Here is a 25,459-nt window from a genome sequence, read left to right on the forward strand (position 1 = left end):
CTCCGTTCCTTGATGGGACACACTAGCTTTGTGTCCCAGGCTGGACCCTGCACGACTTACTTTTGGCAATTACGATGCGTATGCCACAGGCTTATCAAAGGAATAAATGACATCCTCACCGCAAAAGTTTGACTTGCATCTTCCTGGGCTGATCAGAGTTCTCGCGGAGCATCTCTACTCGGACCCGCGAGTCGGTCTAAGGGAATTGTTGCAAAACTCGCATGACTCCATTTCGCGACGAGCCATTGAACAGGCGGATTGGGATCAGGCTCCTCGCATTGATGTGCGTATCAACAAGAACAAGCATATTCTCGAAATTAAAGACAACGGATCGGGACTGACCAAAGAGGAGGTCATTGCCTACTTGTCAACAATCGGTCGCGGCTACACTCGCCAATTGCGCCAAGACCTAGCTTTACAGGAGCCGCTGCTTGACCAAACTTTGATCGGGCAGTTCGGTTTGGGTTTTCTCAGCGCATTTATGTTGGGCGAATCGGTCGTGGTGGAAACCAAGTCTTTTCAAAACGGCCACAAAGCGGTGACTTGGCAAAGCGACGGAAGTGAGTCCTACCGCCTGACAACGGGCAGACGAACCACTGTCGGCACGACGGTTCGCTTGACCCTCAAGCCTGCGATGCGGCATTTGCTGGATGAGCCGACACTCGATCGACAGGTAAAGCGTTTTGCCGACCTGCTGCCTCATCCGATTTTCGTTGGAAAAGCATCGCTGCGTTCCAATCTCGGGCATCCGCCATGGAAAAGGGGGGCAGCGGGTACGGCAGAAAGTGCAGGCATCGAAGCCGCGATCATTGCGTTCTTGCGAACGCGAGAAATTTCGGATGACCCGATTTGGGTCTTGCCGCTAACAGATCACAAGCGTTCCGTTGGTCATGATTCAGTTCACATTCCTTTATCGGGAGTCATCTATATCCCGGAGCGATCCAGGGCGTCCCTGCAAGAGCACGGAGACGCGACGGTCTTCATTCGCAGCATGTTAATATGTGAACGCGATCGCAGGTTGCTGCCTAAGTGGGCCCGCTTTGCGAGCGCGATTGTGGAATCTCCGATGCTGCAACCGACCGCTTCGCGCGAAGACATCCACGAAGATGAAAACCTGGAATGGGTTGCCGATGCCATCGAAGAACAACTTTTGGCTGGCCTGGAACGACTATGCCAAGACACTCCCCATCGCTGGCACGCGGTGCTTGATTCGCACGCCGACCTGATCATGGCGTGGGCAGCGGAACACCAAGGTTTTTTCCGCAGGGTCGCTGATGCAATCCGCCTCCCGACCTCTCGTGGCAGGCTTTCAATTCCCGATTACCTGCGACAGTCAAAACAAAAGATTTTGTATTACCAGATTAACGACACTCCGAGGCTGTGCGAACAAGTGATTCTGGAGGGTTGCGGTAAACCAGTGATCGATGCCAGTTGGTTTGGCGTGTTGCCCTTTCTGGAAAAATACGCGCAGGAACATACTGAAGTTCGTTTGGTGCAAGCGGAAAGCGATATCCACTCCTTGATTCGCGAAATCCGCAGCAAAAAGTACATCCCGTTAACGGAAATATTCAAACAGTTGGAACCTCGAGTGAAGATGGGGGAGTTCGATCCCGAGGACCTCCCGGCAATCTTGCTGTATTCTCCCAACGCAGAGTTCATTCGCGACGCCCGCCAAGCCGTGCATGACGACGCCTTGATTCCCGGAGTCGCCGAGATGCTGGCCGGTTGTGCGTCCGAACTTCGCGCCGAAGGAGAAAGTGAAGAGGGGATTTTGTATCTTAATGCTAAATCTCCTTTGATTCAAAGATTAGCCCAGTTGGCCTCCACTGCCCAACTGGAATTAAACATTTGCGAAGCGCTCTATCAAGCTACAAAAATCTTCTCGGGGCGGATGCTCGATGCCAGGCAATGTATGACTGCATTCGGGAAATTCAGCCAATCACTGCAGGAATTGATCAGATGAGTGGTGATATTTGGGAGTGGTATCAATGCTACTCGGATAACATTTATGAAGACGACAACTATGGCGAGCGGGCGATCGAGATGCTTGACTTGTTCGAGGAGAGCATGGAAGACCCTGATGATCCAGCACTCAACGTCTCTTTACTAAAGAAGGCAAGACAAATCAGCGAATCGCTTGGTGAGGAGTTATTCACGTTGTGGTGCGACGTCTGGCTAGCTCAAGGACTGGAGACCATGGGCGAAGTGAAGGCGGCTCGCGAATTGCTTTCCGCGGGTGCCATCCAGGCCAGGCAACCCAAATTCAATGGTACGCCACAGCAGATGATGGTGAATGTCAAATTGGTTAACAATCTGGCGAATACGGACCCCATAGGTTACGCCGATGAAATCATGGCGGCCTACGAATACGTCCGCGCGAACTGTGGGCCCGCAAAGGAACACGAACTGCGAATTCTCAACGGCGTTGCAACATTGGCATTCGAGCAAGCTGATTGGAAAAAAGTTGAACAGTGGACCGTCAAGGTGCAGGAGATCGCCAGCGTCGTTGATCCAGACGACTTGTGGGCGATTGGCTACTTCCGCGCGAAAGCTGCTTGTAAACAACGAAATTGGCAGGCAATGCTGGAATACGCAGACCAGGGCTTGCGTGACGGTGAACCCGATAAAGAAGCCAAAGGTTCGCTGGCTCTGGCGCGAGCTTGTGCGTTAGCCGCCCTTGGTGATGCGAAGGCAGCCAAGACGGAATACCGAAAAGGTTGGCGGCTTCGTCAATCGATGGCTGACAGCGACGACTATCTATTCTCAACTTGGTTTTGGCTGAACTCTGGCGACCACGAGCAAGCTGTTCAAATGCGTCTAAACCAGCAGCAAGACATCGCCAAAAAAGGACGTTACTGGGAGCAAGCTGGCGGTGCCCAACACCTCATCGAGCTCTATTCCGAAACTGGGGATGACCAACAAGTCGAGCACTGGAAACAGGAGCTGGCTAAGATTTGCAAAGCGCTCAGGAAACCAGATCGCTTCTTGTAAACAAGGGGCGTTTTTCACCTCGCTCGCTCCTGGTTCTCGGGAACCGCACGCTGGCGCGTTGCGGCTGATGCGGTGGGGAACCGCACGCTGGCGCGTTGCGGCTGATGCGGTGGGGAACCGCACGCTGGCGCGTTGCGGCTGATGCGGTGGGGAACCGCACGCTGGCGCGTTGCGGCTGATGCGGAGGGGAACCGCACGCTGGCGCGTTGCGGCTGATGCGGAGGGGAACCGCACGCTGGCGCGTTGCGGCTGATGCGGAGGGGAACTGCACGCTGGCGCGTTGCGGCTGATGCGGTGGGGAACCGCACGCTGGCGCGTTGCGGCTGATGCGGTGGGGAAACGCTCTCTGGCGCGTTGCGGCTTATGCGGCCCGCTTTTGCGTTTTCGCCAGAGGTTTGACATGCGGGCCACGTTGCGGGCTCGCTTTGTCAGCCGTCCAGCAGCGATTGTCGATCGTTCGCAAGACCTGGTTGGCAACCTGCACGGCGCGGGCACCCGCCGCGCCGGTGACGGTCGGCGCCGTGCCGGAACGAATGCTGATCACCAAGTCATGCAGCTCGTCAAGAATTGCGTTGCGCGGTTCAAGTGCCGGTTGTTCGACGGTTAAATGTTCGCCGAATAACCGATCGCGAGCTTGCTTGGGTTCTCCCAGCGTGGTTAGCTCAAAGGAGCCATCACAGACGGCTCCCGACGCTCGCACCAGCGTCGCGCTGGGCTGGGAAAAGTCAAGTTCCGCAAAGCCGTTGGCCCCAAACAGACTCATCTGCCTGCTGGCACCCAAGCTGACGCGGGAAGCTTTCAGGTTGGCAACTAGCCCACAGGCGAATGTGAGGCGGGCCTCGGCTAGATCCTCGTGGTCGGAAACCACGCTGATCCCGCTAGCTTGAATGTCGACCAATTCGGCGTCGGTCAAAGATAGCACCAGATCCAAATCGTGAATCATCAAATCCATCACCACGCCCACATCGAGGCAGCGTCCCGGGAAACTGCTAGCCCGCGTCGCTTCGATGTACTTGGGTTGGCGAATAAAGTCAGTCGCTGCCGACCAGGCTGGGTTGAATCGTTCGACATGCCCGACTTGTAAGACGCAGTCGTGACGATGCGCCAAGCGGACTAATTGGGCGGCATCTTCGCCGCTGGTGGTGAGCGGTTTTTCCACCAACAAATGTTTGCCGGCGGTGAGGAAATCGCTGGCGATTTCAGCATGCAAGCCGGTTGGAGAAGCGATCACGGCGGCGTCGACTTGGTCGAGCACTTGGCGGTGACTGGCATAGGTCGGTAGGTTCAGCGCGGTGGCGGCCCCGGCCCGCGCGGCGTCACTGGGGTCGGTAATCGCCACCACTTCGACATCATCCAAGCTGGCCAACAAGCGGGCGTGGATTTTTCCCAAATGGCCCGCACCGACCACAGCAAACTTTAGAGACATTAGGCTGCTTTCTTTCTGCGATCGCGACCACGTCCGTGGCTGCCACCGCGTTGATGGTCTAGGAAATCAAAGAGCGCCTTGAGGCAGGGGCGCATCGGACCCCGCGCCAGCAATAGTTCGCGAGCCGACTCGACGCCCACCTTGGAGCGATAGAGCAACTTGAAGGCTTCGGTGACTAGGCGGATATCCTCGGCGGGAAAGTCATTGCGTTTGAGCGCCACGACGTTCACGCAACGTGGTTTGGCGGGGATGCCTTCGCAGAGCATGAATGGTGGCACGTCATGCAGAACTCGCGAGAGCGCGCCGACAAAAGCGAAATTGCCGACCGAGCCGAAGTGGTGCACGCCGACGCCGCCGCTGATCGTGGCATCATTGTGCACATGCACGTGTCCACCGAGCATCACGTTGTTGGCCATGATCACTCGATCGCCGACTTTGCAATCGTGAGCGATGTGGCTGCAGGTCATGATGTAACATTGATTACCCAGCCGCGTGATACCATCTTCTTTTTCGGTGCCGCGGTTGATCGTGACCGATTCACGGATGATGTTGGAGTGGCCGATCTCCACCCGCGTTTCACTGCCGCGGTAACTGATATCTTGCGGGTGTCCCCCAATGACAACGTTGGGGAAAATATGGTTTTCTTCCCCGATACTGACATGTCCCATTAGCGTCACATGGCTTTCCAATCGCGTGCCACGCCCGATGGTGACATCGGGACCGACGACGCAAAAGTGGCCAATGTGAACGTCCGCTTCAATCTTCGCCCTGGGATCAACCGCGGCGGTGGGGGCGATAGTGACGCTCATCAGCGTGAATCCTTCCTAACAAGTTGCGATTATGTTACGCAGCGTCGCGGCATCCCGCCGAAACGCAATTCGCCGCAGCGATTAACTCCGTTGCCAACTTACCGTTTAATTGATGACCGCCTCGGTAGGAGGTGAAGCAACCAATTAAATCCGCACCGACTACGTTGAGATCCCCAACCAAGTCCAGTGTCTTATGCCGGGCGCACTCGTCGACATATCTTAATAGATTATCAACTGGGCCCGAATCTCCGAATACCAAAAGATCACGATTTGTGACGTGCTTGCCCAAACCGGCTTGTCGCAGTTGGGCCGCTTGCTCTTTGGTGACAAAAGTCCTCGCCGGAGCCAAGTCACGGCAGAAGTTTTCCGGCGTCAGCACGCAATGATAGGTTTGCGGTCGAATTGGCGAATCACCGCCGTAGTCCAACCGATATTCCACGTGCATCATTCCGTCGGGTGATGGTAGGGCTTCCACCCAGCCACCCGCATCGCCCACTCGCAAGGGCCGATCGACGATGATTTGTCGGCGAGATTGGGCTTGCATGACCAAACCGGCGGAACGCAGCACGTCGACGTAACCGGCGGCTGAACCGTCGAGTCCGGGTAGTTCCTGGCGGTCGACTTCGATGCGACAATTATCAATTGCCAACCCACCGAGCGCCGCCAATAAGTGCTCGATCATTTCCACCCGCGCCCCGTCAACTTGAAGCACGGTCCGCAACGCTTGGTCACGACGATTGTCGACCGATACGGGGATCTCCGGCTGGCCCGGCAAATCGGTTCGCACAAAGCGAATACCGGTTCCAGCGGCCGCTGGCAAAAACCTCAGATTGACACCCTCTCCTGACCAATATCCCCGTCCGGAAAGGCGAACCCGTTCGGCAATCGTGTGCTCGTTTCGTTCTCGAACTCGCATCTCCGCACCCTCCGTAGCGCGTGTTGCCGTCGGCTCTAATTACTTCGTTGTCTTGATGTTGGTTTGCCCAGACAGTTTTGCAGTCGGGCTGGAACAGGCCTGACCAGCCCCCGGTTAAAGAGGCTGGTCAGACTGTCCTAAATCACTTTGCACGCTTTGTTAACAGCGGCCCGCGGGCTCGCTGTTTTCCCCACGATTGAAAGGCAACTTTGCTTTCCTGGCTTCACCTTGACGAGCCGATGACACGGTCCCTGTTTTCCTTGCCATCGTAGTCAAATTTCAAGCATCCTGGCTCGCTGGCGTTGCCGCGTTAGCGAGTTGCGGTAGCTGGTTGCTTGCTGGCCATTTTCTGGTCGAGCACTTGCATCACGTAAGCGGTGATATCCAAGCTGTCTTTGTGGTAGACGATGTTTTTCATCACGCCACGAATCACCGACTCTTGGTTTTCCAGAGCCATCTCTTCGCTGTTGTAACGCAACACCAGGTCAATCTTGTTGTGCTCGGCGATCAATTTGACAGCGTCGGAAATCATCGTGTAATTGTCGTAGTAGATGCGTGCTTCGGCATCGACCAATTCTTTGCGTTTGCGGTTCATTTGCAATCGCAAGCTGCTGTCGGCGTTGGCAATCTTTTCTTCTTGCTTGGCATAGTCGACGCTACCCTGTTGCAGGGTTTTCAGCAGTTCAACGGCCGCTTTGAGCTCTTCTTGTTGTTGCTTGAACTGTTTGTCATAGCTGGCCAGTTCCTCTTCGACGGCTTTGACTTGGGCTTGAATTCCCTTGTGTTCCTTGAGAATCCGAGCCACGTCGACCACCGCGATCACCGTTGGCTTGGCACCACCGCCTTGGGCTTGGGCTGAGATCGCTGGGATCAGCATGAGACCAAGACATCCAACAACCGTCGCCAACTTCGAAAAATGTCGCACTTTCGCTCTCCTTGCAAATGGGGTGCGTGTCGTTGTCGTGCATCGCTGCGCCACGAATCCTGCGGGCGCGATGTTGACCTTTAACAGGTAAGGTCTGCTCTAATAGACGGGAGGCATTCTGCCCGACTGGGGTCAATCGCGTAAAGATTGATTTCCGTGTTAATTTAAAAACCGTGATAAGAAATTCTCAAAATGGCCCCCGCGCCCGCTTTTCGTCAGGAGCGGGGGCCCGGTAGTTTTTTGCGAGGTGTTGCCGAATATTACGGTCGCTCGCCAAGTTTCACTTTTACCGTGATTTCGTCCCCACCGCGGTTGATCGTCACGTCGACGACATTCCCGGGACGTTGTTCACCGACGGCGGTTTGCACTTCCGCCATGCTTTTTGTCTTTGTCTCTCCGAGTTGGACCAGGCTGTCCCCCGGGCGAATACCCGCTTGGGCAGCCGGGCCTTGATCCACCACCGAGGTGACCACGACAGTTCCCTCCACGTCTTCCATCGCCACGCCCATGAAGGCGGCTGGCGGTGGGGTTTCCGCGGGCTGGCGATTGGCTCGCGCCCGATTCACGCCCGCTCCCGGTCCGGTGGTTTGGAAAGTCGGACGCACCGGCACGGTGGCCAAGTACAACGCCGCCTCGCAAACCATATCGGTTATGCGGACCATGCCGTCTAAATTGATTTTTTCGAAATCATCACTTGGGCGATGATAATCGGTGTGCAGACCGGTGAAGAAAAACAGCACGGGTACTTTTTGCTCGTAAAAACTGGTGTGATCGCTCGGGCCGTAGCCGCTTTCGTCTTTGCGGACCGGAAGTTGGAATTTTTCCGTCCACGCGTCCACCAACCCATCGAATTCGGGGGCTGTGCCCGTCCCAAACACGGTTAGCTTCTCTTCGTCGTTGAGTCGGCCCACCATGTCGAGGTTGATCATGCCGGTGGTGGTTTCCAAGGGAAAGCGGGGCTCGCGAGCATAATGCTTGCTGCCGAGCAACCCTTTTTCTTCCGCCGTAAAGGCCATAAAGACGATTCGCCGGTGGTTTTCCAAGTCCATCTCGGTGATCCGGCGGGCTGTTTCCAGCATCGTGACAGTCCCGCTGCCGTTGTCGTCCGCGCCGTTATGAATCGCGATGGTCCCCGGGGCTAACGAGCCGCGTCCCCCCATGCCGACGTGATCGTAGTGCGCGCCGATCACGATCGTTTCTTCCGCCAAGTTGCCTTTGCCGGGCAATTCGGCGATCACGTTTTTGCCGATTACGTCGCGGGTCACGATCGAAGCCCGGATGGTGGCCGTGGTTTCATCAAGTTGAAAGCTAGCCGGCACGAATTTCTCGTCGATGCTGGCTTCGATTTCGGCCAAAGGTTCATCGCTGCTGAATTTTTCCAAGGAAGCGAACAATTCGTTGCAAGCTCGGCGACCGAAGGAAACCACAGGAATCGCGTCTTCCCGCGTGCTGTTTCCAGCTTGGTTCATGGCCAACAACGCCTCGGGGGCGCTCGCCACGTCGGCTTCCGCAGCGGCGATCTGGGAGCGGATCAGCTGTAGCGTTTGGGACAAGCGTTCACGCGAATTGACCGCGTCTTCGGGGAGGTTGGCTAGCGAACTTTCGGTGCTTGCCAAGCGTTCTTGCTCACGGGTTAGCCGCGCCTCGGCCTGTGCGATGACTTGGCCAGTCGCTTGGGCGTGATTGACCAGCAACACGCCGGCAGCTCCGTGCTCCACGGCGTTTTCAATCTTGGTGTTGAAGAACGCAAAGCGGCTGTTGCGGCGTCCCCCGAGCGGATTGTCGTCGCGTCCGCTGCGCGGTTCGCCACGCAGCATGACCACGATTTTTCCGGTCACATCCAACCCGGCGTAGTCATCGTAATTCGCATCAGGGGCGGTGATACCATAACCGACAAACACCAGCGGAGCGGTCACTTCGCCACTGCCGCCGATCGCCAGCGGTAGCATGGTTTCGTTCAGCAGGTGCGTGCTCGGCTCTGCTGCACCGACTTGGATGCTCAGCCCGTTCGCCTCGGCGGTGCCCATTTCGACATCGCGGAGTGCGGTGAAGACTTGAAACGGGGTGCCGTCGTACAGGTTGGTGTTCAGCCCCAATTCGTCGAAGCGACTGGCGATGAACTCGGCCGCTTTTTCGATTCCCTCGGACCCCGTGTCACGTCCTTCCAAGGCGTCGCTGGAGAGATACTGGAGATCGTTCGCCAGCCTTTCACGGGATGCAGCGGCCGCGGTAGCTCCGCTGCGAGCCAATTCTTTGGTAGCCACATCTTCCGCCCGGAGGGGCGAAAGCAAAGACTGGCCCGCTAACATTAGCGTACCGACACACAGCCAGGCGGCTCGCTTGAGGAGCCGCCGCCGGCGGGTCGGTAAATTGCCGTGACGGTTGCGGCGGGCGGTCGAGGTGACCACAGCAGATCGACTTGTCATCATGCCTCTCGGGTTCCAGTGATGTCGAGAAAAAGAAATAGCTTCCTAAATTTTGCGCTCTTGGACGCGCCCGATGGGAGCCTCCGCACGCTATGATACTCGCTTCGTGAAGATCATGCCCGCCAGAGTCGGCTGCCAGCCCCTGCGGTGTTGCGCCTCCCCCTTCCGGATTCCTGCCTGCTGCCATGCCTTCGTTGTACGTGATTCGCGGTCGAGACCAGGGCAAGTTCTTCAGCGTTGAAGGGCAAACGACCCATATCGGTCGTGATACGTCTTGCGCGATTCAATTGCTCGATAACGAAGCTTCGCGAACCCACGCCCAGATCCGCACGCTGGCAAACGCAGCGAGCGCGACTCACGAACAACTCTTCGAGTTGATCGATCTGGAGAGCAGCAACGGGACGTTGGTTAATGGCCAGCCGATCACCCGTTATACCTTACGCAGCGGCGATCGGATTCAGATCGGCCAAACGCTGATGATTTTCACCGGCAGTGGCTCGCCCGATTCGATCCAAGCGGCTCACAGCGTGGACATTATCAGTCAAACGCAAGCGACCGAAGCTTCGCGGATCGTCTCCTCCTGGGCCCCCTCGGTGCTTTCCGGTCGTGCCACGAAGGTCAAGCCCGAAGTGGCGACGGAGAATCTCGATCGCCGGTCCTTGGACGTGATGTATCAGACGGCGATTGCCGTCGGTCGCACGATGGATATTCCGGAGCTGTTGGAGAGGATTTTGCGATTGGTGTTCGATTGGGTTGAGGCCGATCGGGGGTGCGTGATGTTGCGGGACAGCGATTCGGACGAACTTCGCCCGGCGGCCCGCTGTGATCGCAGCCACCAACCGGCCGATCGGATGGCGATCAGCCGCACGATTCTCGATTTCGTCATCGAGCGTCGCGAGGGAGTGCGGACGACCGATGCCCGTGAAGATGCGCGATGGGACCCCGCTCATTCGATCGTGCAAATGGGGATTCGCGAAGCGCTCTGCGTACCTTTGCTGGGGCGCTACGAGTGCGTCGGCGCGTTGTACGTGGATACCTTTACGTCGGCCGGGCAAGCGGCGGCTGGGCAAACTGTGGGCGGGCAACCTGTCGTCGGGCAACCGCAGAGTCGCTTTAACGACGAGCATTTGCGGCTGATGACGGCGATTGGGCACCAAGCGGCGTTGGCCATCGAAGATACGTTCTACTACTCTTCGCTGTTGCAAAATGAACGTTTGGCAGCTATCGGTCAAACGATAGCAATTATCTCTCACCACATGAAGAATATCTTGCAAGGCATGCGGGGGGGCGGATATTTAATCGGCGCCGGGCTGGAGCGACAAGATCAGGATGCCATTCGCCGTGGCTGGCGGATTGTGGAAAAGAATCAAGAGCGAATTTCACATCTCGTGCTCGATATGCTGTCCTACAGCAAAGACCGAGAACCGGAACGCGAGTTGGCTGATTTGAATGCTACCGTCGCCGATGTGGTGGAACTGATGCAGGTGCGGGCGGAAGAACAACAGTGTGTGCTGGAGTTTTTTCCAGCCGAAGATTTGCCAGCTTGCCAATTTGACAACGAAGCGATGCATCGCGCGATTCTCAACCTCGTCACCAATGCCTTGGACGCAGTCGCCGAGATCGAGCAGGCCCGCGTTTGGCTGCGCAGCGGATACCATGGTGAACAAGGGTGGTGGCTGGAGGTTGCCGACAATGGTCCGGGGATCAGCCCCGAAGATCGTGACAAAGTGTTTTCGTTGTTTGAATCTCGCAAAGGAAATCGCGGCACCGGGTTGGGTTTACCGGTTAGCCAAAAAATTGTCGCCGAACATGGCGGAACCATTGAACTGCTCGAACCCGACCAGTCGCCTCGGCAATCGGGTTGTACCTTTCGCGTCACCTTGCCGGCCGGCGATCAGGATGCCGAATTGTTAGCGAATCATGAGACATTATCGTAAAAGCCAGGCTCTGTGTTCGGTGCTGGTTTCCCGGCTTCAGCCGGTCAAACGCAATCCGGATCGCCTCAAGGCTAGACACCAGCGCACGCTGACGGGCTTTGCCAGGGTCAGGCCTTGTGTTCGGTGTTGGGGAGGGGAGTATTGGCGATTCCATGCCGCGACGACCGCACATTAAACTGCCGGGCCCGTAAAGGCCCGGTAGGCCCCAAACAGGGCATTTAAGCCCGGAGGGTGACACACAAGATGGACTCTAGCCACAGCGAAAATGTGCCGGCCTCCGGCCTAGAAACTCAGTGTGTGTGTCCGGAACCGGTGGCTGACGCCCAATGGCAGATTATCTACCGGCCTCCGGCCTGGGCTTAGCGCCCTGAGCCAACCCTAAGCTTCTTCACCTAGGGCCTCAATAGCACACTCCCCCGGGCGCTAAGCCCAGCCTGTAGGGCGCCACACTAACTGCGGAGCCCGTGAGGGCGATGCACTCGCTTTTTTGCCGGCGTTTGCTCTTGACGTTGTCTCGCCATTAAATTTAAGCAACAACTCGCAGTTCGCGCCGGTTGAAGATGGTGAACGGTTTTACCATCGCAAGTTGAGCGGAGGCGAATTTTGAACTCGAGAACCAAAGGGGTACTCACATGTTCGGAGCCATTATTTCGCTGGCCTTGGTCGCCTTGTCAGGCGGCAGCGGGCAATCGGTCGTTGCTCGCCAACGCGTGGATCTGATCGAACTGCATCACTCGTACGACGAAGTCGGTCGGCACGTCTTCGACCAATTGGTCTTCTACGATTGGTCCGAGGAACATGCACAGTATCGCGTGATCGCTTGGCGAATGGTCAAGCGTGATAGCCAGTTGCCGATCCGCAACTGGCGGTCGCATGAATATCGCTGCGTTTGGCAAGATGATGGGGTGCTGCGTGACGTCCGCGCACCACTCTATCGCGAAACTTGGTCGCAACATGATCCCGAACGAGCTAATCGCAGGCTCTTTCCCGAAGCCAGTCGTCCAGATTTGTTGCCACCCCCAGCCGCTCGCTGACGGGTGGAGATCTCCGGTAGGACGGGTCTCCAGGCCGGTCTAGCTTGGTTGGAGACAGACGGGCATGGGGACTCATCCTACGCCGTTCGTCCGGCTAACTTAGTGCTTGCACTAATTCAATCCAATGTCCGTCAGGATCTCTTACAAACAACTGCCGCGCCCCATCGGGGCGAACACGCAGTTCAGACCGCTCCAGCTCCTCGTGCGACAAATGGCGATCCCACGCATCCATGTCACCGACTGCGAGGGCAAAATGAGTCCCTCGCGAATGCGAGTGCACCGGCAGCCGCCGATCGGCAATTAAATGCAGTTCTTGCGACCCACCCAAGCGAAACCAAGCGCCTTGAAAATCGAACGCCGGCCTGGGGAGTGGCGGCAAGCAGAGCAGGTCTCGGTAAAACGCAATCGATTGCTCCAGATCTTGGACGTGCAGGGCAACATGATCGAGCTGCTTGATGTGCAGCGGTTGGTCCGATCCTGACTTACCAGGTCCTGACTTACCGGGCGGCTGGGTGGGCATGAGACGGAACGCCTAAATTGCGGATTGATCTGACCAGCTGGCACCGCTGGAGAATGTGTCCTCGGCATCGACGGAGACTTCGGCAAAGCTGTCTTCGGTTTCCCAGATCACCACTTTGGTCGCGCGACCACCGGTGCCGGCGAGAATCTCTGGACAGACTTCTTCGAGCAAGTAGCGAGCCATATTTTCGGCGGTAGGATTGTAAGGCAGCAAGAACAGCCGGTGGGGCTCGGCCATCCGCACGGCGGCTTGGCCGTTCTCATCCTTGTCCCATAGCAAAAAAGCATGATCCCAGTGTTCGTCGATCCAACCTTTGCAGCGTTTCTTCAATTCTGAAAAATCGACCACTCTGCCCACTTCGTCTTGCTGGTCTCCGGTGACGTAGAAGTCCGCCACATAATTATGGCCGTGAAAGTTCTCGCAACGGCCGCCATGGAAACGCAAGCGGTGGCCGGCGCAAAAACGAATGCGACGCATGATGGTTAAGGCCATATTTGATGACTCTCCCCCGCAATGGAGATCGCGGTGTTATAAGGATGTAAATTTTGGTGGGGTTGCCGAGTGCAGCCACGCAGCCGGTATGTCAGGTAGCTGTTCAAATTAGAGTTTACGCCGGGGGCAATCCTCTCGGAGAGGCGTCGGGCTTCCACCCGCTACCGCAACTTCAAGACTTTCCTACTGACTTGGAGGCGTCGGGCGCAATTTGGGATTATCGTGATGACGCGTGGCGTCACGTTTGGTTTTTTTGGCCAGATTGCGTTGCCACGCTGATTCTAGATCGATTCCGCTCTGATTGGCTAGGCAGATCGTGACAAACAGCACATCGGCCAATTCATCAGCCAGCGCGTGGTTTAAATCGGCTGGCGTCTGCCCCGTTTTCCAAGATTGTTCTCCCGCAGTTCGCGAGAGGATGCGGGCAACTTCGCCGACTTCCTCGACCAGCTGGGCGAGGTTCGTCAGCTCGCCGAAATAGCGAACACCGATTGTTTGAATCCAAGCGTCGACTTGCCGCTGAGCCTGCCCGAGTGTGACCTCGGAGGTTAGCTCGCCGGCGGGTACCGCGAAGTTGGGCTCAGTTGCTGATTCGGCCCCGAGAGGTTTGTCCATGAGTTGATGCTTTTCGCTCGGTGGCCGCACGCATAGTACTCTGCGGCTTGCAGTAAATTACTCGACAGCTTGCAATAAGTAGGTGCCACTCTTGCCAGCCACGGCAATGTCGGGGCGTCCGTCCTGGTTAAAATCGGCCACCACGATTTGCAAGCCGGTGCCGACGTGTCCTTCTTCGATAACGTGTCGCGTGAAGGATTTCGTTTGGGCGTCCCAGCTGTAGTAATACAAACAGGGTGGATCTTGGCCGCCCGGATCGCCGCCGTTGTGGGCGTAGTAGCGTTTGCCGGTGATCAACTCGTCTTGCCCATCACCATTCAGATCGGCAAAAGCCAAACTGTGGGGCTGGCTAAAACCCCGATCGATGAGGTGTTCTTTCCAGATGATTTTGCCGTCATCTTCTTGGCCAATCTGTTCCCACCAGAACAGCCCAAAATTATGTCCGTTGCCGAACACCAAATCGGCTTTGCCATCTCCGTTGAGGTCCTTGACCAACATCGGCAGGCTGGCGTGCAGTTCCCAATTAGCGTGAAACTTCCAAGGTTGCCCCCAAGGATCGCTGGCGGGTTGTTGATACCAGCCTTGGCCAACCAAGACATCGAGTTTGCCGTCACCGTTGAGGTCACCGACCCCAATCCCATGACCATTGGCGCTGGGGCCTAATTCGTGAGGGATCAATTTCAAGGGACGCTCGGCCGCGTCACTTGTTTGCAGCCGCCAGACGACCATCGGTACGTTGGGAACCCAAGTGTTGACGATCCATTCCGGCGTGCCATCGCCGTCAAGGTCTTCGAATAACTGCCCTTCGTTGGTCGAATTGCCGGTATCGATCAGCAGATGCTGGGGCCACATCTTGCCCAACCGCAGGGCGTCCGCACCTGGGTTTTCGTACCAGTGCACTTCGGTGGGTAAGAAGGAACCGGCGATCACATCGGGCAAGCCGTCGCGATTGACATCATAAATGTAATCGCCATTGCTCTGCACGTAACCGTTCCAGTCTTCAATGGCACGCAGGGGGCGAGCTGCCCAATCGGAGTTCGCAAACCAGTTACGTCCCGCCACCAAATCGAGTTTGCCGTCGCCGTCGACATCTGCCGCTGCGATTCCTTCATTAGCGTCCTTTGCCAACATTCGCACCGAAAATTTCAGCGGATGCTGCCGCGGTTCGGCAGCCACCACCTCCCCAACGAAGCCGCGACCGGCCAGCACAAACCCAGCAGTCGCAAGAGCCAGCCCAAAAATCTTTCCTCGACGCATGCTCGATTCCCCTGCCAAAGTTGTGACCAATTGTGGTCGTGATGTCAGCTGTCGTATTGTCAGCATATTGTAAGTAATTATCTCAGCCAGGTCCTCGGCCGAAAGCATTTTGAGAGCCGCTTTTCCAAGCTGATGCCTCGTACGGGTGGTTGGTGATTGGTTCTTGCGGGTGCCTGGTTGTCCTCTGTAGGAGAGTTTGTATAACCGTGCCAGTCTTCCAAAACTGGCTCAATATTTTAAGTAATTCCGGCGGAAATCATCGATGCGGGATGAATTTTAATCTTGAGCGGCGCATGATAATGTCGTACCGTCGGGATCGAAAGAACCGCAACTCGTGGTGAGGACCAGCGTTTTGGCCGAAATGTTATACCTAGAAGACTTAAAGCGTGGGCAGCGCTGGATAAGTCCTTCGCGGGGAATCACGGCGGAAGATGTTGCTAATTTTGCTGGATTGACGGGCGATCACACCCCTCTGCACGGAAATCCGCTCTCCGGCGGCCTGACTGAAGGGGGAGAGGCATCGCCTTTCGGTCGCCCGGTTGTGCATGGTTTGCTCGGTCTGAGCATTATGGCCGGGCTCTCTTCAGAATGTCCGCGCGTCTGTACGCTGGCTTTGGTTTCAATGGGGGCTTGGGAATTTCGCAAACCAATTTATTTTGGTGATGCGGTGCGGGCGGAAGTGGAGATTGTCTTGATCGAGCCGCATGGACGGCGTGCCGGCCGCGTTTTTTGGCGGCGTCGGCTCTGTGGCGAAGATGGACAGGTGTATCAAGAAGGGGAGATGGAGACGCTCGTGGCGAGGCGATTTCGTGTCGCCCGCGTTGACGCCCGGCCCGAGTACGCGACACCGGTCGTAACTGCCAATCCCAAAGAAGAACGACTCTAACTGGCTGGCCATTGCTGGGCTGCTGAAAAATGTTGGGCTTGCATCGAACCTCGCCCTCCAGAGCCGAGCTAGTGGTTTGTCAAGATTAAGAATTCGGCTCGCCTTCTTGAGCCGCTTTGGCGCTAGCCACGCTTTTGTCGCATGAACCGTGGCTAGCGCCAAAACGGCTAACCCTAAAGCTAAACTTTGACAAACCACTAGCCAAAAAACTGATTCACTGAGGGAGCAAGCTCGTTGAGGTTTGCGGCGAAATTTGCAATGCTCTAGCGGCTGCTGCCGATCGTAAACAGTTCGGGCCCAAGATGTTGCGTGCTGACGGCGCCGATCAAGGTGTGCGCGTTGACGTCGTGGATCATCACCGATAGTACTTGGCCAGCTTGCCGGCGATTACCATCCCAGACCACGATTCGGTCACAGGGAGTTCGCCCGGTCATTTGCGTCAGCGGTCCTTCGTCGCCACGTTTGACGGCCAGCTTGCTGGGACCTTCGACCAGCACGTCGACTTGTTGCCCAACCAGTTTGGTATTGTCGGCTTCGCTGATGGCGTTTTGGATGCGGAGCAATTCATTATTGCGGGCTGCTTTGACAGTTTCCGGGATATCATCCTCGAGACGCTCGGCCGCCTTGGTCCCTGGCCGCACGGAATACTTGAAAATGAAACTGTTTTTAAAGCGACAGCGTTCTACCAGGGACACCGTCTTGGCAAAGTCTTCATCGGTTTCACCGCAAAAACCGACGATAAAATCGCTGCTCACCGCGGCGTGTGGCAGCAGACGTTCGATCCGCTCCATCATTTCCATATAATCGCCGACCGTGTAGCCGCGTTTCATGCGTTTGAGCACTTCATCGCTGCCACTCTGCGCCGGCACGTGCAAATAAGGCATCACCTTGGGGTAATCACGAACGGTGGTCAGCAATTCTTCCGTCATATCCTTGGGATAGCTGGTGACGAATTTGAGCCGTTCGATGCCGGGAATTTCGTGCAATTGCTGCAGCAAGCGGGAGAGGTTGGTCGTTTCACCGTCGGCCGTAAAGCGGTAACTGTTAACGGTCTGTCCGAGGAGAATGATTTCTTTGCAGCCTTGATCGGCCAGCACGCGAGCTTCTTGGAGGATCTGCGCCGGTGGTCGCCCCTGTTCGGGACCGCGAGTGTTGGGCACGACGCAGTAGGTGCAGAACTTGTCGCAGCCGATTTGGATTCGCAGGTAAGCTTGGAAGGGAGTTGGCCGCATGGTGGCGTCGCGGAGCGGATCGAAGGTTTCGTGCGAGCGACGAATGGAATCTTGCGAACCAGCTTTGCGGCTCAAGCTGACCGCCATTTGTCGCCCTGCCCCGCTGCGGACTTGCGCTAGCAGGTCGGGAATCTGTTGCAGTTGCCCTGGTCCCACGACGAGATCGACATACGGCGCCCGCTCAAAGATAATCTTCTGATCTTTTTGTGCCATGCAGCCCATCACGCCGATCGTCAGGTCGGGGCGAGTGGCTTTGTCTAAACGCAAGCGACCGAGTTGGCTGTAAATTTTTTCTTCGGCATGCTCGCGGACGCTGCAGGTGTTCAGCAGCACGGTGTCCGCTTCGGCTGGCGTAGCGACCAATTCGTAGCCGTGTCGCCGGAGGTCGGCCACTACCATCTCGCTGTCCAACACGTTCATTTGGCAGCCAACGGTCTCGATATAGAGTCGCTTTGTCATAGTTCTTTGCAGACAGTGTTGTCAGTGAACAGTGTTGTCAGTGAAGTCTCTTGTCGGTGAAATCCTCTTGAAATCACTCGCTGGTCGTCTCGTCGTTTTCCGCTGGCGGTTCGTCTTCCACAATGGTTTTACCAATCCGGCTTTCGACATGCTCTCGCAGCGAAGTCACCAGCGATTCGCGTCTTCGCTTCACCAGCGACCCCAGCATAATAACCGCGCAGGCCATTCCAAAAGCCCAAACCGCCAGCGTCTGCAGATTGGTCATCGATCGGTTCCCACGCGTTGGAACATGGTTTTTTCGCCTTACGGTGTGCCTCAGGTCAAGACGGTGCCCGCCGCCAGCGGTCTTCCCCGCAGCCATTCGGCCGCAGTCATTTCTCGCTTTCCCGCCGGTTTCAGCCGGTTGATCCGCACCCAACCATCGCCGCAAGCGACCCATAGTTGATTGTCTCCCAGGCGAACGGTCCCCGGAACAGCTTGATCATCGCCAACTTGATCATCGGCCGAATCGAGATCGAGGATCATCAATCGCTGGGGTTGCTTTTTGGCACCGATCGCCGCGGGGATTTCGGAAAAGGCGCCGGGCCAGGGCTGCATGCCCCGCACGTGCCAGTCCAGTTCCGCAGCCGGCCGCCGCCAATCGATCCGCCCGTCGGCTTTGCTTAAACGGGGTGCGCGGCTGACAATCGCCGGATCTTGGCTCATGCCGACAGCCTGCTGGTCCGCCGCGGATTGGTTATCCAGCTTCGCAATTAACTGCTCGACAGCCTCCAGCGTGGCGGACACTCCGATTTGAGCCAAGCGGTCTTCCAGTTCGCCGGCGGTTTCTTTACGTCCGACGGGAGTTTTCCGCGTGGTAATAATGGGTCCAGCGTCGAGTTTGGGGGTCATGTGAATGACCGACACACCGGCTTCGCTTTGACCACTCAAGACGGCCCATTGGACAGGCGCGGCACCGCGAAAGGCGGGCAGCAGTGAACCGTGCAGGTTGATGCCGCCCCAGCGAGCGAGTTCCAGCACGTTGGCTTTGAGGATTTGGCCGTAGTCGCAAACGACTAGCAGGTCGGGCTGATCGGCGGCAAGCATCGCTTGGGATTCCGCCGAGTTGACACTTTCGGGAGCCACGACCGGCAGATTGAGCGTTTCGGCCCATTTCCGGACCGGCGATTTGGGCGGCGGCTTGTTGCCCGGTCCGGGGCGCTCGGGGCGGGTGAAGACTCGCAAACAGTGATGCCCGGCCCGAAGAAGCGCATCAAAGGCGGGCACGGCAAAGGGGCCGGTGCCCATCATCACGATTCGCACTGGGCGGGTAGTGCGGGGCAACGCCCCGCTAGCCTGCTCAGGCATAGCGTTGCTCCCAAGTTGCCAAGCGGGCGAGCAACGCCTCGTCGCTGGGGATCGCCCCCGTTTGTTGGCGGGAGCGAAACTCCAGTTCCATCTCTTCCAGGGGGGTGTGCAGATCTTCCCGGGCCGTATCGGCCATGCGGTCAAAAAATAGCACTCCATCCAAGTGATCGTACTCGTGCATGAGGACCCGAGCGGGAAAGCCGCCGACCCGGCATTCGATTTGATTGCCGGATAAATCGTAAGCGCTGAGGCTGATTTCTTTCGGCCGCATCACCGTGCCGTACATGCCGGGCAAGCTGAGGCAGCCTTCTTCGGCCGCCTCGCTTCCCTTGGGCCGCTGGATTTCGGGGTTTAGCAGCACCATTTCTTCACCCTCGCCCCGTTTGCCAGCGGGGTTAATCACGAACAACCGCAGCGGCAAGTCGACTTGGTTGGCAGCCAGTCCCACGCCGTTGGCCTCGTACATCAAGTCCAGCATTTCGGCGGCAATGCGTTTCAGTTCGCTATCGACACGACGGATCGGCTTGCTGCGGTAACGAAGCGTGGGGTGGGGAAAGGGAATGATCTCAAGAGGCATGATCGAGGGGCGCCACGAACGAGCAACAGAAATGGGGGCCGGCAATCCGTAGATGCCGGCGGCAAACGACCTTCTTACCTCACAGTGTAAGGCCCCAGCAATTGACCAGGGAGGCGGCTTGTCGGGGCAAATGCCCGAGAAACCCAAGAAAATTGAGCCCACAAAAAAAATTGTGAGGGCAAGTCAGCTTGCGCCGTGGTGGCTGTTGTTAAACCCGACCTTTGGCAGTTCGCCGACGCCGTCAGCCTCCCACTTGTCACGCGCCCCGCCCTCCCCGCGATTAGATTCGCTCGGTACACTGGGATCCTGTAATGTGTCGCCGGCGTTTTGTTGTCGGTGGTACGGAGGCCCGTCATGTAAAGCTCGAACCAAGAATTTAGGAGGCCGTCAGTATGGCCGTCGATCATTACGCCCTTTGCCCTTGTGGCAGCGGCAAGAAGATCAAATTTTGCAAATGCGCTAGTTCGATCGACGAGCTTGAAAAGGTGATGAAGATGGTCAGTGGCAGCCAGATGGTTGCCGCGCTGGACCGCCTCAACCAAGTGCTGACCAATCACCCCGACGCGGCCTGGGCGCTAGCGATCAAGGGCCGTTTACTGATGTCGCTCCGTGAGCACGATTCGTTGGCGGCGAACAGTGAACGATTTATTCGCTTGCAGCCTTCCAACCCGCTGGCCCTTGCCCAGCGGGCGGCGGCCGAAATTTTTCAAGGAGAGGTCAAAGCGGCAGCGGTCAGTTTGCTGCAGGCCCTGGCCGAGAGTGGCCGCTCGGTCGATTCGTTCCTGATGGAGATTTCCTCCCTCTTGGCTCTGGCCTTGGCCCGCAGCCAGAATTTGCTGTCAGCTCGGCTGTACGCCACCTTGCCGCTGGCCACGACCGATTACGAAGACTCCAAGTTGGCCCAGCAGATCCTGGGCGAACTCAACCGCGCCAGCGGGGTCAGCCTGCTGGTCAAGAATCTTCCCAGCCCGATCCCCCGTCCCGACGACGTTAGCTGGGCCGAGCGATTTGACGAAGCCGACGCATTGCTGCACAGCAACCAAGTCCTCCTGGCCGAGTCTAAACTGGAAGGGTTGGATCGTCAGTTTCCCGAGCAAGCGGCAATCGTCTCAGGCTTGCTCACTTGTGCCGTCTGGCGAGCCGACGTGACCGTGCAAGTTCGGCTGCTGAAAAAACTGAGCCGCATTGAGTTGGCTGCTGGCGAGCTGGAAGATTCCGCTCGCTTGTTCGCCACTGCGAGCGCTATCAAGCCGAGTGATGTTGAACTCAGTGTGCCGCTGCACGAGTGTGTTTACGAACTGGAAAACACCGAAGAAGCCACGCTGTCCATCGCCGCCAATCCGCAGTGGGTGCCGTTGCCGGCCGAATCGCTGGCCCAAGCTGCTGAAGAACCCGATGGGGTGCCGCCACGTGCTGGTTTCCAAGTGCTCGATCGTGAGCCACTTGCCGCTGATGCGGAAATCACATCGGCTGACCAAGTTCCCCTGGTAAAGACCGTCGCTTTGTTGTTCGGCAAGCAAACCGACCGCGCCGCTCGCTTGGTCTTGCTGGATGTAAACGAATCGGACCGAGAGGTGGTCGAGCAGTTGGTGCAGGCCACTTTACAGCTCTCCGCACCGGCCGAAGTCAAAGAGCAGTCGATGCCCTTGCTGTCGTTAATGTTCCCGCGCACTTTCGGCGTTAATGTCGAGGAGTTGGTCGATCAAGAAATTGTCAAGCAGCTTGTGGCAAACAACATTGACCACGCTATCGGCGGGGCGAAACTGCCGTTGTTCGCTGGCAAAACACTCGCCGAAGCGGCGCAAGACCCAGGCACGTTGATGTTCCGCACGGCCATCGTCCGCCAATTGGAAGCGATGGCAGTTAGCCTGCCACAATTTGAGCTTAGTTTGGATCGACTGCGAAAACTGCTCGCCATCGAACCGCTGCCCAAACTGACTCCGCAGACGGATGAAGATGTTGAGGCTCTATCGTTATTTGATCTGCTCCGCGTCGATCCCAGCCAGCTCGATACGGAAGGAGTTGTCTATCTGTTCCAACGCTGCAGTCAGGTCAACGTTCAAGACACGCTAAAGTTGGTTGCCAACGTCATCGTTCAACAGGATGATTCGGCCTACGATTCTGAAATGGTCTACTCAGCTTACTTGGCTCTGTTGGGCAACGCCGATTCGCTCGACGAGGCCTTGAGAATCGTTGCCGAAGCAAAGGCATGGTGCAAGTCGAAGGGCATGTCGGCTGGTCCGATTTTGCTCAATGAGTTGCAATTGTATTTGCGCGAAGGGGACTCGGTCGGTTTCCAAAAGACAATTGAAACGATCATGACCGATCACAGCCACGAGCCGGAATTGATGGCTCATGTCCAGCAACTATTAATGCAGCTTGGTTTGCTCGGCCCCGACGGTTCACCCCGTCCCGCCGGTCGTCCAGCGGCCGCTCAGCAATCGGGTTTGTGGACCGGAGATGCAGCTCAAGCACCACCTGCCGCACAGCCATCGGCGTCCCCGTCGCAGGCCGGCGGTGCCTCGCCAGCGGCTGGGAAACTTTGGCTGCCCGGAATGGATTGACCATCGCGCCATGCAGACTCAATCAGCTGTTGATCCGCAGATCGACGCGCAATGGATGCGTCGCGCGCTGGAGTTGGCCAAGCATGGAGAGGGCCTGGTTGAGCCAAACCCGATGGTTGGCTGCGTGATCGTGCGTGATGGACAAGTGTTGGCTGAAGGCTGGCATCGCCACTTTGGTGGACTGCATGCCGAACGCGACGCGTTGGCCAAAGTCGGCGAACAGGCTGATCTGAGTGGTGCGACATGGTATGTGACGCTTGAACCTTGCTGCCACGCCGGCAAAACGCCTCCCTGCAGCGGCGCCGTGATTGCTTCCCGCCCGCGACGCGTGGTGGTCGCCATGCGGGATCCTTTTCCCTTGGTGAACGGCGGTGGTTTTCGGGAAATCCAAGCCGCCGGGATCGAGGTGACCGTTGGAGTCGAGGCGCTGGCGGCTCAAGATTTATGTGCGCCGTTTCTCAAGCGACTGCAGACCGGTCGCCCCTGGGTGATCGCCAAATGGGCAATGACGCTGGATGGAAAAATTGCCACCGCTTGCGGCGATAGCCGCTGGATCAGCAGCCCCGAAAGCCGCCGCTATGTGCACGCCCTCCGCGGTCGCGTTGACGCGGTGATCGTGGGTGCGGGAACGGCCGCGGCCGACGATCCCCGTTTGACGACGCGTCCCCCCGGGCCTCGCACGGCGACGCGGATTGTGATCGACCGACACGCTAGCTTGGCACTCGATTGCCAGCTCGTCCGAACCGCACGCGAAGTTCCGGTGCGCGTTTTTACCAGTTCGCAAGCTCCCGCAGCCTACGTCGAGGCAATGCAGGGAGCGGGTGTCGACGTAGTCAGCTGCGATACCGCAGAGCGTGGCGAGATGTTGGGCGAAGTGTTGGACCACTGCGGGCGTGACCAGATGACAAACGTGCTGGTCGAAGGGGGGGGAACTCTGCTTGGCGCCATGCATGACGCTCAGCTGATCGACGAGGTGCACGCTTTTATCGCGCCGAAAATCGTCGGTGGCCAAGCCGCCATGACACCGGTCGAAGGTCGCGGGCTGACCGCCATGCGAGACGCCATCCAGTGGCAAGTCCGCGATGTGAAACGCATCGAGGATGATGTCTTGATGATCGCCCGGCGGCCGCTGGCAAGCTCGGTAGGTGTCTAGTCCTCCATCAAGCGAAGCTTGATTTTCAATTTGTCTCGAAAACTCGAAAACCCTCAGCGATTCACGCGTGTATTCGAGGTTAACAAGACTTCAATCCACGCACGCAAACGAGTCTGGAAAGAACAGGCTAACTCCGTTGCCTCATGTCTCCACCGCTTGTCGATCGCCATTTGCTCCGCTGCGCCCCGGGGTGAGCGACCGACAAGCGGCTCCGACGAAGGCAACTCCAAGTGAGAATCCTGTCATGACGTGACCAACAAAAAAACAAAAACTGGCAACAACCGCTTGTCAAACCTTGGACTTCATGGTCGACCGCGAGCACCGATGTCGCAGCAAGTAAATTTACCATCAGGAAGCGGCGGATCCGCGACTTCGGTGCATCGCATGGTTCTGCCCGCTCTTTCGCTTCGTTGAATTATGTTCATCGATATATTCGCCCAAGGCAACGTTTCGCAAAGAGTGTTCACGAATAGCCAGAGTACGCGTGGTCGGTGTGCTATCGCGCCCTCTAGCTTCAGGGGTTGTCGTTTTCGATCGTATTGATTGCAGCTCGTGCAGCTTGCCTGACGGTTTGCGACGGATCAAGCTCAACCAGTCTTTGTAAAGACGGAAGTGAAGGTCGACTGGCCTTCCCGGCGTTGGCCAGCAGTTCGATTGACAGAAGCCGTATTTCACTATCAGGATGTTGAAGCTGTTTGGCGGCTTCATTTGCCAGCAGTCGACCGAGGCCAGGATACTGTTTGCTTATTTCTTTGACAGCCTCCCGTGCGGTTCGGCGTACCATTTCTATGCCCTTTAGATAGGTATTCACGCCTTCCTGGGTCTTGACTGGGGCATGCGTCATGATTGGATTAGCGCGTAGATCGCAAAGTTGCCAGAGAAAGTAGGCCACATCACTATCTTCATCCAAGATAACCTCGGTCATCAAACGCAACATCTCAGATATGATCTGACACTATTGCAGTAGAAGCTCCGCTCTCTGGTTGTGTAGTTCCTGAAGATTGCGATGCTTGTCTCGGAGTGAATACATTTCATCGTTGATCGAAAGCAACTCATCACGGTATGAAAGAACTTCATCTCCATCTTTGGTGGGTGGCCACAGTATCTGCCAGGCCCGCTGTTGCCGCACGTGCAAGGCTTGCATTTGCTGCAAGGCTCCTTCTTGCTGCTTGGCCTGCATCTGCTTGACAGAGCCGACACGGACCAGCAACTGCATGACATACCGGCTCAGGACTGGCATAGCTGCGGGTGCCAATGGCCCCAGTTTTCTCACAGCTTCCCTTTTGGCTTGCAACATCTCGTTAAATTTATCCGAAGAAGGCTCTGCAAAGATCACTTCGGTCGCCTGCTTGAGTTCAGGACTCAACTGAGCGACGGCATTACTGGCTCGATCACGAACTCTTGGAACCTTGTCGCCATTAGCTATTACTAGAAGAGTTCGCAAAACAGGCAAGTTGTCGGCTCGGCTGGCTGATAGTGCTTGGATAGCATCAAGCTTTCGCTGAGTAGTGCGAGCACGACGCAATTCTTCGAGAGGCTTTTGCCAATTGCCGGCATCTTGAACAAGGATCAACAGGCATGTTACTAGAATTTTCATGGACTGTACCTTCTAATTGCTCACTCCGCCCTATCGATTCATCCAGATTCTGGAGAGGAGTTTAATCGCTGTGGTAAAACCGAATGGTAAGATGAGGTCAAAGACAAAAAAACTGCTGAGTGGTTGGCGAGGAATCTCTTTTCCATGGGTGGGCGGACGCTCGACGAACGGCACCAATCACCTCGCCGCGACGGGAGATCTTTCATTTCAAAACGGGTGTAGTCTCAGCAGGGCGCAGATTCTCGAATAATTAAATTGCGTCGGGTTCGAGCCTGTTGTAACCTCGAATCGGTATT

General features: G+C 56.9%; 22 protein-coding genes. 7 read left to right on the forward strand and 15 right to left on the reverse strand.

What is annotated here, in order from left to right; genetic code table 11:
- The first annotated feature begins 106 nt into the window (after window positions 1-106).
- Both SH139x_RS08410 and SH139x_RS08415 read left to right on the forward strand, forming a co-directional pair.
- Complete coding sequence (locus tag SH139x_RS08410) at window positions 107-1,963, forward strand: ATP-binding protein (RefSeq protein WP_488354827.1); 1,857 nt, start codon at window positions 107-109, stop codon at window positions 1,961-1,963.
- Window positions 1,960-2,991, forward strand: coding sequence for a hypothetical protein (locus SH139x_RS08415; RefSeq protein ID WP_488354828.1), 1,032 nt, complete (start codon window positions 1,960-1,962; stop codon window positions 2,989-2,991). The genes SH139x_RS08410 and SH139x_RS08415 overlap by 4 nt, the downstream gene beginning before the upstream one ends.
- Window positions 2,992-3,352: 361 nt before the next feature.
- On the opposite strand, the gene SH139x_RS08420 is transcribed toward SH139x_RS08415, so the two are convergent.
- The 5 genes from SH139x_RS08420 to SH139x_RS08440 form a co-directional block, all read right to left on the reverse strand.
- On the reverse strand, window positions 3,353-4,417 hold the full coding sequence (locus SH139x_RS08420; RefSeq protein ID WP_488354829.1) for a Gfo/Idh/MocA family oxidoreductase: 1,065 nt from the start codon (window positions 4,415-4,417) through the stop codon (window positions 3,353-3,355).
- Window positions 4,417-5,226: an acyl-ACP--UDP-N-acetylglucosamine O-acyltransferase gene (gene lpxA, locus SH139x_RS08425; protein WP_488354830.1), complete on the reverse strand. Its 810-nt coding sequence runs from the start codon at window positions 5,224-5,226 to the stop codon at window positions 4,417-4,419. The genes SH139x_RS08420 and lpxA overlap by 1 nt, the downstream gene beginning before the upstream one ends.
- 34 nt (window positions 5,227-5,260) lie before the next feature.
- Window positions 5,261-6,142, reverse strand: coding sequence for a UDP-3-O-acyl-N-acetylglucosamine deacetylase (lpxC, locus tag SH139x_RS08430; protein WP_488354831.1), 882 nt, complete (start codon window positions 6,140-6,142; stop codon window positions 5,261-5,263).
- Between the two features lie 310 nt (window positions 6,143-6,452).
- Window positions 6,453-7,067 (reverse strand): OmpH/Skp family outer membrane protein, encoded by a 615-nt coding sequence (locus SH139x_RS08435; RefSeq protein WP_488354832.1) that lies wholly within the window; start codon window positions 7,065-7,067, stop codon window positions 6,453-6,455.
- Between the two features lie 260 nt (window positions 7,068-7,327).
- Complete coding sequence (locus SH139x_RS08440; protein WP_488354833.1) at window positions 7,328-9,496, reverse strand: M20/M25/M40 family metallo-hydrolase; 2,169 nt, start codon at window positions 9,494-9,496, stop codon at window positions 7,328-7,330.
- 182 nt (window positions 9,497-9,678) lie between these two features.
- Here SH139x_RS08440 and SH139x_RS08445 point away from each other — a divergent pair, with 182 nt between their 5' ends.
- The gene (locus SH139x_RS08445) at window positions 9,679-11,430 is read left to right on the forward strand and encodes an ATP-binding protein (RefSeq protein ID WP_488354834.1); all 1,752 of its coding nucleotides are present in this window, start codon (window positions 9,679-9,681) and stop codon (window positions 11,428-11,430) included.
- Window positions 11,431-12,062: 632 nt separating this feature from the next.
- A complete protein-coding gene (locus SH139x_RS08450; protein WP_488354835.1) occupies window positions 12,063-12,464 on the forward strand; it encodes a hypothetical protein in 402 nt (133 codons plus the stop codon).
- 94 nt (window positions 12,465-12,558) lie between these two features.
- On the opposite strand, the gene SH139x_RS08455 is transcribed toward SH139x_RS08450, so the two are convergent.
- The 4 genes from SH139x_RS08455 to SH139x_RS08470 form a co-directional block, all read right to left on the reverse strand.
- Complete coding sequence (locus SH139x_RS08455) at window positions 12,559-12,984, reverse strand: VOC family protein (protein ID WP_488354836.1); 426 nt, start codon at window positions 12,982-12,984, stop codon at window positions 12,559-12,561.
- 12 nt (window positions 12,985-12,996) lie between these two features.
- Complete coding sequence (locus SH139x_RS08460; protein ID WP_488354837.1) at window positions 12,997-13,476, reverse strand: 6-pyruvoyl trahydropterin synthase family protein; 480 nt, start codon at window positions 13,474-13,476, stop codon at window positions 12,997-12,999.
- Window positions 13,477-13,659: 183 nt separating this feature from the next.
- Window positions 13,660-14,091 carry a nucleotide pyrophosphohydrolase gene (locus SH139x_RS08465; RefSeq protein WP_488354838.1) on the reverse strand — a complete coding sequence of 144 codons (432 nt, stop codon included), beginning with the start codon at window positions 14,089-14,091 and terminating at the stop codon, window positions 13,660-13,662.
- Between the two features lie 57 nt (window positions 14,092-14,148).
- Entirely contained in the window at window positions 14,149-15,222 is a 1,074-nt protein-coding gene (locus SH139x_RS08470; RefSeq protein WP_488355986.1) for an FG-GAP repeat domain-containing protein, read from the reverse strand.
- A gap of 487 nt (window positions 15,223-15,709) precedes the next feature.
- Here SH139x_RS08470 and SH139x_RS08475 point away from each other — a divergent pair, with 487 nt between their 5' ends.
- Window positions 15,710-16,234, forward strand: a complete 525-nt coding sequence (locus SH139x_RS08475; RefSeq protein ID WP_488354839.1) for a MaoC family dehydratase — start codon at window positions 15,710-15,712, stop codon at window positions 16,232-16,234.
- A gap of 263 nt (window positions 16,235-16,497) precedes the next feature.
- Here the strand turns inward: SH139x_RS08475 and miaB are convergent, their stop codons facing one another.
- From miaB to def, 4 genes are all read right to left on the reverse strand, one after another.
- Window positions 16,498-17,925 carry a tRNA (N6-isopentenyl adenosine(37)-C2)-methylthiotransferase MiaB gene (gene miaB / locus SH139x_RS08480; RefSeq protein WP_488354840.1) on the reverse strand — a complete coding sequence of 476 codons (1,428 nt, stop codon included), beginning with the start codon at window positions 17,923-17,925 and terminating at the stop codon, window positions 16,498-16,500.
- A gap of 73 nt (window positions 17,926-17,998) precedes the next feature.
- Complete coding sequence (locus SH139x_RS08485; protein WP_488354841.1) at window positions 17,999-18,190, reverse strand: hypothetical protein; 192 nt, start codon at window positions 18,188-18,190, stop codon at window positions 17,999-18,001.
- Window positions 18,191-18,240: 50 nt separating this feature from the next.
- On the reverse strand, window positions 18,241-19,272 hold the full coding sequence (gene fmt / locus SH139x_RS08490) for a methionyl-tRNA formyltransferase (RefSeq protein ID WP_488354842.1): 1,032 nt from the start codon (window positions 19,270-19,272) through the stop codon (window positions 18,241-18,243).
- Window positions 19,265-19,849 (reverse strand): peptide deformylase, encoded by a 585-nt coding sequence (def, locus tag SH139x_RS08495; RefSeq protein WP_488354843.1) that lies wholly within the window; start codon window positions 19,847-19,849, stop codon window positions 19,265-19,267. The genes fmt and def overlap by 8 nt, the downstream gene beginning before the upstream one ends.
- A gap of 392 nt (window positions 19,850-20,241) precedes the next feature.
- Between def and SH139x_RS08500 the strand changes: the two genes are divergently transcribed.
- Both SH139x_RS08500 and ribD read left to right on the forward strand, forming a co-directional pair.
- Window positions 20,242-22,413, forward strand: a complete 2,172-nt coding sequence (locus tag SH139x_RS08500) for a tetratricopeptide repeat protein (protein WP_488354844.1) — start codon at window positions 20,242-20,244, stop codon at window positions 22,411-22,413.
- A gap of 10 nt (window positions 22,414-22,423) precedes the next feature.
- On the forward strand, window positions 22,424-23,566 hold the full coding sequence (gene ribD / locus SH139x_RS08505) for a bifunctional diaminohydroxyphosphoribosylaminopyrimidine deaminase/5-amino-6-(5-phosphoribosylamino)uracil reductase RibD (RefSeq protein WP_488354845.1): 1,143 nt from the start codon (window positions 22,424-22,426) through the stop codon (window positions 23,564-23,566).
- Between the two features lie 514 nt (window positions 23,567-24,080).
- Here the strand turns inward: ribD and SH139x_RS08510 are convergent.
- Window positions 24,081-24,503, reverse strand: coding sequence for a hypothetical protein (locus SH139x_RS08510; RefSeq protein WP_488354846.1), 423 nt, complete (start codon window positions 24,501-24,503; stop codon window positions 24,081-24,083).
- A gap of 18 nt (window positions 24,504-24,521) precedes the next feature.
- A complete protein-coding gene (locus SH139x_RS08515) occupies window positions 24,522-25,163 on the reverse strand; it encodes a hypothetical protein (protein ID WP_488354847.1) in 642 nt (213 codons plus the stop codon).
- Window positions 25,164-25,459: the final 296 nt, after the last annotated feature.

Origin of the sequence: Kothea flammea (genome assembly GCF_052161645.1) — a bacterium.
Taxonomy (GTDB): domain Bacteria; phylum Planctomycetota; class Planctomycetia; order Pirellulales; family Pirellulaceae; genus Laterigemmans.